The sequence below is a fragment of the Neoroseomonas rubea genome (assembly GCF_016106015.1).
Lineage (GTDB): Bacteria > Pseudomonadota > Alphaproteobacteria > Acetobacterales > Acetobacteraceae > Neoroseomonas > Neoroseomonas rubea.
The window spans coordinates 1-10,330 of sequence record NZ_JACADQ010000134.1; the positions used below are offsets into that span (position 1 = coordinate 1).

10 protein-coding genes and 1 pseudogene are annotated in these 10,330 nt (G+C 70.3%); 3 read left to right on the forward strand and 8 right to left on the reverse strand.

Annotated features, from left to right (window positions below; genetic code table 11):
• Positions 1-13: 13 nt before the first annotated feature.
• Genes ppdK through HW577_RS13745 form a run of 5 tightly spaced genes read right to left on the reverse strand, consistent with a single transcriptional unit; the run spans position 14 to position 6,421 of the window.
• A complete protein-coding gene (gene ppdK / locus HW577_RS13725) occupies positions 14-2,686 on the reverse strand; it encodes a pyruvate, phosphate dikinase (RefSeq protein ID WP_198376701.1) in 2,673 nt (890 codons plus the stop codon).
• Positions 2,687-2,696: 10 nt separating this feature from the next.
• Positions 2,697-4,853, reverse strand: coding sequence for a glycine--tRNA ligase subunit beta (gene glyS, locus HW577_RS13730; protein ID WP_198376702.1), 2,157 nt, complete (start codon positions 4,851-4,853; stop codon positions 2,697-2,699).
• The gene (locus HW577_RS13735) at positions 4,853-5,242 is read right to left on the reverse strand and encodes a type II toxin-antitoxin system VapC family toxin (RefSeq protein ID WP_198376703.1); all 390 of its coding nucleotides are present in this window, start codon (positions 5,240-5,242) and stop codon (positions 4,853-4,855) included. The genes glyS and HW577_RS13735 overlap by 1 nt, the downstream gene beginning before the upstream one ends.
• Complete coding sequence (locus HW577_RS13740; RefSeq protein WP_198376704.1) at positions 5,239-5,499, reverse strand: type II toxin-antitoxin system VapB family antitoxin; 261 nt, start codon at positions 5,497-5,499, stop codon at positions 5,239-5,241. The genes HW577_RS13735 and HW577_RS13740 overlap by 4 nt, the downstream gene beginning before the upstream one ends.
• A gap of 58 nt (positions 5,500-5,557) precedes the next feature.
• Positions 5,558-6,421: a glycine--tRNA ligase subunit alpha gene (locus HW577_RS13745; protein ID WP_198376705.1), complete on the reverse strand. Its 864-nt coding sequence runs from the start codon at positions 6,419-6,421 to the stop codon at positions 5,558-5,560.
• Positions 6,422-6,489: 68 nt separating this feature from the next.
• On the opposite strand from HW577_RS13745, the gene HW577_RS13750 reads away from it, so the two are divergent.
• The gene (locus HW577_RS13750; protein WP_198376706.1) at positions 6,490-6,900 is read left to right on the forward strand and encodes a ketosteroid isomerase-related protein; all 411 of its coding nucleotides are present in this window, start codon (positions 6,490-6,492) and stop codon (positions 6,898-6,900) included.
• Between the two features lie 46 nt (positions 6,901-6,946).
• Here HW577_RS13750 and HW577_RS13755 read toward each other — a convergent pair whose 3' ends face one another.
• Genes HW577_RS13755 through HW577_RS13765 form a run of 3 tightly spaced genes read right to left on the reverse strand, consistent with a single transcriptional unit; the run spans position 6,947 to position 9,833 of the window.
• The gene (locus HW577_RS13755) at positions 6,947-7,828 is read right to left on the reverse strand and encodes a DMT family transporter (RefSeq protein WP_198376707.1); all 882 of its coding nucleotides are present in this window, start codon (positions 7,826-7,828) and stop codon (positions 6,947-6,949) included.
• Entirely contained in the window at positions 7,825-8,505 is a 681-nt protein-coding gene (locus tag HW577_RS13760) for a nitroreductase (RefSeq protein ID WP_198376708.1), read from the reverse strand. Before HW577_RS13760 ends, HW577_RS13755 begins: the two co-directional genes overlap by 4 nt.
• Positions 8,502-9,833: a dihydroorotase gene (locus HW577_RS13765; protein ID WP_198376709.1), complete on the reverse strand. Its 1,332-nt coding sequence runs from the start codon at positions 9,831-9,833 to the stop codon at positions 8,502-8,504. Before HW577_RS13765 ends, HW577_RS13760 begins: the two co-directional genes overlap by 4 nt.
• A gap of 113 nt (positions 9,834-9,946) precedes the next feature.
• Here HW577_RS13765 and HW577_RS13770 point away from each other — a divergent pair, with 113 nt between their 5' ends.
• Together HW577_RS13770 and HW577_RS13775 are read left to right on the forward strand one after the other, a co-directional pair.
• Positions 9,947-10,129 (forward strand): DUF4089 domain-containing protein, encoded by a 183-nt coding sequence (locus tag HW577_RS13770; RefSeq protein ID WP_198376710.1) that lies wholly within the window; start codon positions 9,947-9,949, stop codon positions 10,127-10,129.
• Positions 10,126-10,330, forward strand: a pseudogene (locus HW577_RS13775) (hypothetical protein); the annotation flags it as partial. The gene HW577_RS13770 and the pseudogene HW577_RS13775, both read left to right, overlap by 4 nt.

Consider the following 10,330-nt stretch of genomic DNA (forward strand, 5'->3'; position numbering starts at 1 on the left):
GCCGCCCGGTGGATCACGCCGTGCGGTCGCCCCCGCCGCCGGCCAGCGCCGCCTGCGCCGCCGCCAGCCGCGCGACCGGCACGCGGTAGGGCGAGCAGGAGACGTAGTCGAGCCCGACGCTCTCGCAGAAATGGATCGAGGACGGGTCGCCGCCATGCTCGCCGCAGATGCCGAGCTTGATGTCGGCCTTCACGCGCCGGCCCTTTTCCGCCGCGATGCGCACCAGCGCGCCGACGCCGTCCGGATCGATGGAGACGAAGGGGTCCTTCGGGAAGATGCCCTTCTCGACATAGAGCGGCAGGAACTTGCCCGCATCGTCGCGCGACAGGCCGAAGGTCGTCTGCGTCAGGTCGTTGGTGCCGAAGGAGAAGAAGTCCGCCGTCCCGGCGATCGCATCGGCGGTCAGTGCCGCGCGCGGCAGCTCGATCATGGTGCCGACGCTGTAGTCGATGTGGTAGCCGGTCTCGGCGAAGACCTCCTGCGCCACGCGATCGACCAGGGCGCGCGTGATCTCAAGCTCCCGCCGCGTGGCGACGAGGGGGATCATAATCTCGGGATGCGGCGCCTTGTGCGTCTCCTTCCCGATCGCGCAGGCGGCCTCGAAGATGGCGCGGGCCTGCATCTCGTAGATCTCGGGGTAGGAGATGCCGAGCCGGCAGCCGCGATGGCCGAGCATCGGGTTGGCTTCGGAAAGCTCCTGCGCCCGCCGGCGCATCTCCTCGACATTCGCGCCGAGGGAGGAGGCGACCTCGGCGATCTCGTAGTCCGAATGCGGCAGGAATTCGTGCAGCGGAGGGTCGAGCAGGCGGATCGTCACCGGCAGGCCGGCCATGATGCGGAACAGGTCGATGAAGTCCTGCCGCTGGAAGGGCAGCAGGCGCGCGAGCGCGATGCGGCGCCCGGCCTCGGTCTCGGCCATGATCATCTGGCGCACGGCGCCGATGCGCTCGGGGTCGAAGAACATGTGCTCGGTGCGGCACAGGCCGATGCCTTCCGCGCCGAACTTGCGCGCCGTCTCGGCATCGAGCGGCGTCTCGGCATTGGCGCGCACGCGCAGGCGCCGCACCTTGTCCGCCCAGCCCATCAGCGTGGCGAAGTCGCCCGAGAGCTGCGGCTCGATCATCGCGACGGGGCCGACGAAGACCTCGCCCGTCCCGCCATCGATCGTCAGCACTTCCCCGCCGCGGATCTGCACGCCGCCGGAGGAGAGCACCTGGTTGTTGTAGTCGACCGAGACGGAGCCACAGCCGGCCACGCAGGGCCGGCCCATGCCGCGGGCGACGACGGCGGCGTGGCTCGTCATGCCCCCGCGCGTGGTCAGGATGCCCTTGGCAGCGTGCATGCCGTGGATGTCCTCGGGGCTCGTCTCGATGCGCACGAGGATGACGCTCTCGCCCTTCTGCGCGCGCGCCTCGGCTTCATCTGCGCTGAACACGACGATGCCGGATGCCGCACCCGGGGAGGCGGGGAGCCCCTTGGCCAGCAGCTTGCGTGATGCCTTGGGGTCGAGCGTCGGATGCAGCAGTTGGTCGAGCGCGGCGGGGTTCACGCGGCGGATCGCCTCGGTGTGGTCGATCAGGCCTTCCTGCGCCATGTCGACCGCGATCTTGAGCGAGGCGGCCGCGGTGCGCTTTCCGTTGCGGGTCTGCAGCATGTAGAGCTTGTTGCTCTGCACCGTGAACTCGATGTCCTGCATGTCGCGGTAGTGGCGCTCGAGCGTCTCGCGCACCTTCACCAGTTCCGCATAGGCGGCGGGCATCGCGACTTCCATGCTGCGCTCGTTCGGCTTGGCCTTGAGCTGCGCCATGGGCTGCGGGGTGCGGATGCCGGCGACGACGTCCTCCCCCTGCGCGTTGATCAGGTACTCGCCGTAGAAGATGTTCTCGCCTGTGGACGGGTCGCGCGTGAAACAGACGCCGGTCGCGCAATCCTCGCCCATGTTGCCGAAGACCATCGCCTGCACGTTCACCGCCGTGCCCCATTCGGCCGGGATGTCGTGCAGCCGGCGATAGGTGACGGCGCGCTGGTTCTGCCAGGAGGAGAAGACGGCGCCGATCGCGCCCCAGAGCTGTTCCCACGGGTCCTGCGGGAAGGGCTTGCCCGTCACTTCCCGCACCATCTCCTTGTAGCCGTGCACCACGCGGTGCCATTCGGCGGCGGAGAGGTCGGTGTCCTCGATCTTGCCGGTGTCGAGCTTCACATGCTCGATGATCTCCTCGAACCGGTGATGATCGACGCCGAGCACGACCGAGCCATACATCTGGATGAAGCGGCGGTAGGAATCCCAGGCGAAGCGGGCGTCGCCCGAGGCGGTGACCAGGCCTTCAACGGTCGCGTCGTTCAGGCCGAGGTTCAGCACCGTGTCCATCATCCCCGGCATCGACACGCGCGCGCCGGAGCGCACGGAGACGAGCAGCGGCTTGTGATGGTCGCCGAAGCGGTTGCCGACCGCGTCCTCGACGCGCACGAGGCCGGCCTTCACCTGCGCTTCCAGATCCGCCGGATAATGCTGGCCGTTCTGGTAGTACCAGGTGCAGACCTCGGTGGTGATGGTGAAGCCGGGCGGCACCGGCAGGCCGATCGAGGCCATCTCGGCCAGGTTCGCTCCCTTGCCGCCGAGCAGGTTGCGCATGTCGGCGCGGCCTTCGTTGTGGCCGGCGCCAAAGCTGTAGACCCACTGCGTCATCGGGGGACCCCTAGGCTTCGATCTTCGAGAAATCAGCCACCGCGTCCATCGTGGCGCGAAGGCGGGCGAGAAGTTTCAGGCGATTGCGGCGGAGTTCGGGCGCCGGATCGTTGACGATCACCTTGTCGAAGAAGGCATCGACGGGTGCGCGGAGCGTGGCCATGGCATCCATCGCGCGCTCGAAATCCTCGGCGTCGAGGTCGAGGGCGATGCGCGCGGCGGCGGCTTCCAGCGCGGCGGCCAGCGATTCTTCCTCATGCGCTTTCAGAAGGTGCTTTTCATAGCCTGTGTCGAAGGCGTGGCCGTCGCGCTTTTCCTCGATGCGCAGGATGTTCGCGGCACGGCGATGGGCGGCGAGGAGGTTCGCGCCGGCTTCGGATTCGACGAAGGCACGGACGGAATCGGCGCGGCGCAGCAGGCGGTTCAGGTCGTCGTCCGGCGCGGCGCCGAAGACGGCGGTGACGACGTCATGCCGCGCGCCGTCCGCGCGCAGCTGCACGCGCAGGCGTTCGGCGATGAAGTCCATCATGCCCGCGGCGAAGGCGGCCACCATGGTCGGGTGGCGATGGCCCGGCGGTAGTGTCCAGTCGGCGGCCAGCTTCTCGCGCGCCACCTCCATGCCGAAATCGGGGGAAGTGGTCGTGCCCGTGGATTGCGCGTAGCCGAAGAAGGCCTCCGCCAGCACGTCCGCGAGCGGCAGCCTCAGCCCATTCTCCCGCACGATCCGGATCACGCCCAGCGCCGCCCGCCGCAGCGCGAAGGGATCGCCCGAGCCGGTCGGGCGCTCATCCACCGCGAAGAACCCCGCCAACTGGTCCAGCTTGTCCGCCAGCGCCACCGCGACCGCGACGGGTTCCGACGGCACCTCGTCCCCCGGCCCGAGCGGACGGTAATGCGCAGCGATCGCCTCGGCGACGCGCGCATCCTCCCCCTGGCCCAGCGCGTAGTAGCGCCCCATCACGCCCTGCAATTCGGGGAACTCGCCCACCATGCCGGAGGCGAGGTCGGCCTTGGCGAGCCGCGCCGCGCGCGCCGCAAGATCGGGTTCCGCCCCGACCTTCCCGGCGATGATCCGCGCGAGCCGCTCCAGCCGCGCCACGCGCTGGCCCTGCGTACCAAGCTTCGCGTGGAACACCACGGTGTCGAGCTTCGGCAGGAAGGAGTCGAGCGACTGCTTGCGGTCCAGGTCCCAGAAGAAGCGCGCGTCGGACAGCCGCGCGCGCAGCACGCGTTCGTTGCCCGCGACGATCGCGGCGCCGCCATCGGGGGCGGCGATGTTGGCGACCAGCGCGAAGCGTGGCGCCGCCGACCCGTCCGCGCGCCGCAGCGCGAAATAGCGCTGGTTGACGCGCATCGTCGTCCGCATCACCTCGGGCGGCAGGTCCATGAAGGCGTCGTCGATCCGCCCGAGCAGCGGCACGGGCCATTCGACCAGGCCCGCCACTTCCGCGACCAGCGCTTCGTCGGGCACGACGGAAATCCCCTCGGCCGCGGCGAGGGCCGCGATGCCGTCGCGGATCGTCGTCGCGCGTTCCGCCGCGTCCAGCACAACGCGCCGCTCGCGCAGCCCCGCCGCGTAGTCTGCGAAGCCGCGCACCGCGAAGGCGCCGGGCGCCATGATGCGGTGGCCCTCGGTCTCGTTGCCGGAGGCAAGCCCGTGTCCGTCATCCTCCCCGGCGCGCAGGTCGAAGGGCACGACCTCGCCCTCCAGCACGCAGAGGATGCGCTTGAGCGGCCGCACCCAGGCCATGGCGGAGCTTCCGCCCCAGCGCATCGACTTGGGCCAGGGGAAGGCGCGGATGATGGCCGGCATCGCTGTCGCGACCAGCGCGCGCGCTTCCACCGTCTCGCCAGGCTTCGCGAGCACCCAGAACTGGCCTTCCTGCTTAAGCTGGTCGCGCGCGGCGCCATGCTTGCGCAGGAAGCCGTCCAGCGCCTGGTCGGGGGCGCCGAGGCGCGGACCGCGTTCCTCCTTGCCCTCTGTCGTGACGCTGGCCCTGAGCGTGGCGGCCAGCCCGATGCGGCGTGGGCCGAAGAAGACGCGCGGCGTGCCGTCCAGCAGCGCGCCACAGCGTTCGGCGAAAAGCCGCGAAAGGTCCTCGGCCGCGCGCGCCTGCATGCGCGCGGGGATTTCCTCGGAGAAAAGCTCGAGCAGCAGGTCAGGCACTAGATCGCAGCCTTCACGTCGGTGCGGGCGAAATCGTCGCCCTTGAACAAGAGCGGCTCATTGCGTGCCTTGGCGAGCGCGTAGGAGACGCAATCGCCGAGGTTGAGCCCCGCCGGGTGCCGCCCCTTGCCGTAGCGGCGCCAGGCTTCGCGCGCGAGGGCCGCGTGTTCGGCGGTGAAGGGGACGATCTCCGCCTGCATCGCCGCCAGAAGATCGTCCAGTTCGCGGCCCATTTCCGGCCCCACGCGCCCTTCGGCCACCAGCGCGGCCTCGACGACGGTGGGCGCGGCGACGTTGCGCGTCGGCGCCTCGCGCAGGGCCGAGGCGAAAGCCGACGCCTCGGATTCCTGGAACAGGATCGCGATCAGGGCTGACGAATCGACGATCACTTCGGTAGGCCGTTCTCGTCGTAGAGGTCGCGGTGGTCGCTCGTCACGCCGGGCGGCACGAGCTTCGAGGCGCGGTCGGAAATGGCCATGATGGCATCGAACATGCGCTGCTTCCGTTCGTCGCGCGCGGCCTTTTCCCGCGCGAGCCGCTCATGCACCGCCTCGCGCACCGCGCCCGTCGCGGACGTGCCGAGCAGCGCCGCGAGTTCCTTCGCCTCGGCGATCAGCGCATCGTCCTTGATGTTCAGCTGCCCCATGACGCCCTTATGGTAGAAAGCATCATACATATGGTAGAAAGAGGCGCCCGGGGCAAGGTCACGCGGCTTCCCCGGCCAGCCAAGCGTCGCAGCAGCCCTTTGCCAGCGCCCGCACGCGGCCGATATAGGCAGCCCGCTCCGTCACGCTGATCGCCCCGCGCGCGTCGAGCAGGTTGAAGCGGTGGCTCGCCTTGATGCACTGGTCGTAGGCCGGAAGCGCTAGGCCGCGGTCGAGAAGTGCTGCGCATTCGCGCTCGGCATCCTCGAAATGGCGGAACAACATCGCGATGTCGGCGTGCTCGAAGTTATGCGCGCTGTATTCGCGCTCGGCGCGGAGGAAGACCTCCCCATAGGTCACGCCATCGTCATTGAAGGCGAGGTCGTAGACGTTCTCGACGCCCTGGATGTACATCGCCAGCCGCTCGAGCCCGTAGGTCAGCTCCGCGCTGGGCTGCTCGCAGGCGATGCCGCCCACCTGCTGGAAATAGGTGAACTGCGTCACCTCCATTCCGTCGCACCAGACTTCCCAGCCCAGGCCCCAGGCGCCGAGCGTCGGGCTCTCCCAGTCATCCTCGACGAAGCGGATGTCGTGCAGCGCGGGATCGATGCCGAGCGCGCGGTAGCTTTCGACCAGCAGCGCCTGCGGATCGGGCGGGGATGGCTTCAGGATCACCTGATATTGATAGTAGTGCTGCAGCCGGTTCGGGTTTTCCCCATAGCGGCCATCGGACGGACGGCGCGACGGCTGCACATAGGCCGCCTTCCAGGGCTTCGGGCCGAGGGCGCGCAGCGTCGTTGCCGGATGGAAGGTGCCCGCGCCCACTTCCATGTCGTAGGGCTGCAGAATGACGCAGCCCTGCGCCGACCAGAAGCGGTGCAGGCGCAGGATGATGTCCTGGAAGCTTGGGGGCTTGTCCGGCATGACGGGTCTGGCGCTGATGGTGCGGCGCACCTATAGGCGCCCGACCCGGGCCCCGCAAGGAAACCACCATGGATGCTGCCGCACTGATCCGCGCCTACCTCGACGCCTTCAATCGCGGCGACCGCGCGGCGATGCTGGCGCTGCTGGCGGAGGACGTTGCGCATGAGGTGAACCAGGGCGAGCGGGAAGTGGGCCGGGATGTCTTCGCCGCCTTCATGGCCCGGATGGATCGCTGCTACCGCGAAAGGCTCGAGAACGTCTTGGTCATGGCGACGCCGGACGGGACCCGGGCCGCGGCCGAGTTCGTCGTCCATGGCGAATATCTCGCGACGGACGAGGGCCTGCCCGAAGCGTGTGGGCAGCGCTACGTTCTGCCGGCTGGTGCCTTCTACGAGATCCGCGGCGGTCGTATTGCGCGCGTGACGATGCACTACAACCTCGGCGACTGGATCCGCCAGGTGCAGGGCACGAAGGTGTGAGCCACGGTAGCGATGGCACCCGCCGGCGCCGGCAGCCCGGTGCGTGTCATCGGCGCGTCGTGACGATCCAGACCGCGCTGAGCACCACGGCGCCGCCTGCCAGCACCGGCCAGCCCGGCACCTCGCCGAGCCAGGCTGCGGCGATGATCGTCGCGAAGACCGGCTGGAGGTAGCCCACCATCGCCGCATCCGCCGCGCGGGCGCGCATGGTCAGGCCGAGGAACATCGTCAGCGGCACGGCAGTCGCGAAGATCGCGAGGATCACCGCCACCACCCAGACCTGCGGCGGCTGGTCCAGCGCCCCGGGCCCGTCGATGGCGAGCGCGGCACTGCCTGAGACCAGCCCCGAGACTAGCTGCTGGCCGAGCGCGAGGCCCGCCGCCGGCCCCCGCGGCCGCATCCGCACCCAGACGGTGCTGAGCGCGTAGGAGAAGGTCGCGCCCAGGATCAGCAGCGCGCCGAAGCGCGTGCCGCCGGACGTGATGCCCGGCCCGATCACCAGGGCGATTCCCGCGAAGCCCACCGCGATGCCCGCCAGCAGGCGGCGGGTCGGCCTTTCGCCCGGCAGCAGGGCGCCCGCGAGCAGCGTGACGATGAGCGGCCCCGCCGCCTGCACCAGCGCGGCCGGTGCCGCCTCCATGTGCTGCAGCGCGAGCGGGATGAGCGTGTTCGGAATGATGCCGGCCAGCGTCCCCAGCACGAGGGCCCCCAGCAGCATGCCGCGTCCGAGCCCGCCGAGTTCGCGCCGGAACCAGAGGAAGGCGAAGACCGCGACCGCCGCGAGCGCGCCGCGCACGCCGGCCACCGCGAAGGGCGGCATATGCGCCGCGAGATACCGGATGAGCGGATAGGCCGCGCCCCAGAGCGCGGCGATCACCAGCAGCCGCCCCCAAAGCGCCGCGCCTGCGAGCGGCGCCGCGGCCGTCACGGGAAGCCGTCGAAGCGGCAGAACTCCGCCGCTGGCACGCGTTCGGTCACGAGCCCGTTCTCCGGCGCGGCAGGATCCGCATGGCCGAGCGCCATGCCGCAGACCACCACCTCCTCCTCTGCCAGGGCGAGATGCTCACGGATGGTCCGGTGATGCGGGGCGAAGGCGGCCTGCGGGCAGGTGTCGAGCCCCATGCCGCGCGCCGCCGTCATGACATTGCCCAGGAAGATGCCGTAGTCGAGCCAGGAGCCGATCTCGAGCCGCCGGTCGATCGTGAAGATGAGCCCGACCGGCGCGCCGAAGAAGTCGAGGTTGCGCGCATGCTGGCGCCGCATCTTCTCGGTCTCCCCACGCGCGATGCCGAGCAGTCCGTAGAGGTCCCAGCCCACCTTGCGGCGGCGGGAGATGTAGGGCTCGAAGAAGGCGTCGGGGTAGTAGCGGTACTCGGCCTCGACCTTCTTGCCGGCCAGTGCTTCCGCGACCAGCGCGGCCGAGAGCCGCTTCAGCGGTTCCCCGGCCAGCGCATGGGCGCGCCAGGGCTGCATGTTGGTCCCCGACGGTGCGCGGGCGGCGATGTCGAGGATGCGCTCGACCGTCACCCGCGGCACAGGTTCCGGCAGGAAGGCGCGGATCGATCGGCGGGACGCGATGGCCGCCGCGACGGCCTCCGCGCTCACGCCCGCGCCGTGTCGGCGAAGGCGACGGGCGCGCCCAGCGGCGTGCCGAGCACCTCGTCCTCCCGCATCACGACGTTGCCGCGCACGATCGTCATGGCGGGCCAGCCGGTGCAGCGATGCCCGGCGAAGGGCGTCCAGCCGCAGGGGGAAACGATCCAGGAGTCCTCGATCGTCCGCTGGCGCTTCATGTCCACCACCGTGACGTCGCCATCGTAGCCGACCGCGAGCCGGCCCTTGTTCAGCGCGCCATAGACGCGCGCAGGCCCGGTGCCCATCAGGTCCGCCAGCCGCGGCAGGGAGAGGCGCCCCGCGCTGACATGGTCGAGCATCAGCGGCACGATGGTCTGGATCCCGGTCAGCCCCGCCGCGGTGTTGGGCCAGGGCCGCTCCTTCGCCTCGCGGGAATGCGGCGCGTGATCGGACCCCACGCAGTCGACCCGCCCGTCGCGCACGGCCGCCCAGGCGGCTTCAAGGTGCCGCGCGTCGCGGATCGGCGGGTTCATCACCGCATAGCCCTTGAGGCGGTCATAGGCCTCGTCCGTCTGGGTCAGGTGATTGAGCAGCACCTCGCAGGTCGCGATGTCGCGGAAGCCGCCCAGGTAGCCGAGCTCCTCTGCCGTCGAGACGTGCAGGATATGGGCCGGCCGGTTCGTCCGGCGCGCGATCGCCATCAGGCGGCGCGTGCCCAGCATTGCCGTCTCGACATCCCGCCATTCCATGTGGTTGCGGTGCGGCATCCCGGGCGTGAACATCGGCTTGCGGGCCTGCAGCCGGTATTCGTCCTCGGAATGATAGCAGATGCGGCGGCGGCCGGATCGCATGACGGCCTCGAGGCTCGCATCGTCCTCGACGAGCATGTCGCCCGTGCTGCTGCCGGCGAAGACCTTGATGGCGCAGACATTGGGCTGGTGTTCCAGCTCCGCCAGCGCGGCGATGTTCGCCTTGGTCGCGCCGACATAGAGGCCGACATCGCACCAGGCCGCGCCCGCGAGCCCCTTGCGCTTGGCATCGAGCCGCGCCGCGTCGGTGATGGCGGGCGCGGTGTTCGGCATGTCGAACACGCTCGCGAGCCCGCCCAGCACCGCTGCCTTCGTCCCCGTCGCGATCGTCTCGACATTCGGGTCGCCCGGGTCGCGCAGGTGCACATGCGGGTCGATCAGGCCGGGCATCACGTGCAGGCCCTTGCAGTCCACCACCTGCGCCGCCTCGGCGGTGCGCAGGTCACCGATCGCGGCGATGCGCCCGCCGGCGATGGCGAGGTCCGCCGCCTCCACCCCCCAGGGCATCACCACCTGCCCGCCCTTCAGGATGAGATCGTACCGGTCCATGGCTTGTCCTCCGCGCAGTCGGTGCCTGTGTCGCACCGGAGCGCCGCCGAGGGAAGGCGGGCCGGCGCGCCGCTTGCATTCCCATCGGCGCCTCACAGGACGAAGATGTGCCCATGCCCGACCCCGACGCCCTGATCGACGCCCTCCTGCCATTCAGCGGCATCCCGATGGACCCCGCCTGGCGGCCCGCGGTGGCGGCCAATCTTCGGGTGGCGGCCGCCATCGCCAAGGCTCTGCAGGACTTTCCGCTGCCGGATGCGGTCGAACCGGCGCCTGTCTTCGAGCCGGGCCGATGAGCCTCGATGCCCTGCTCGACCGGGACGCGGTCGGCATCGCGAGCGCATTCCGGGCCGGCGAGGCAACCGCCGCGGAGATCGCCGAAGCCGCGCTCACGCGCATCGCCGCGCGCAACCCCGCGCTGAACGCCTTCACCGACGTGTCGGCAGCGCGGGCCCGGGCCCGGGCTGCCGCGCTGGACGCCGCGCGCGCCCGGGGCG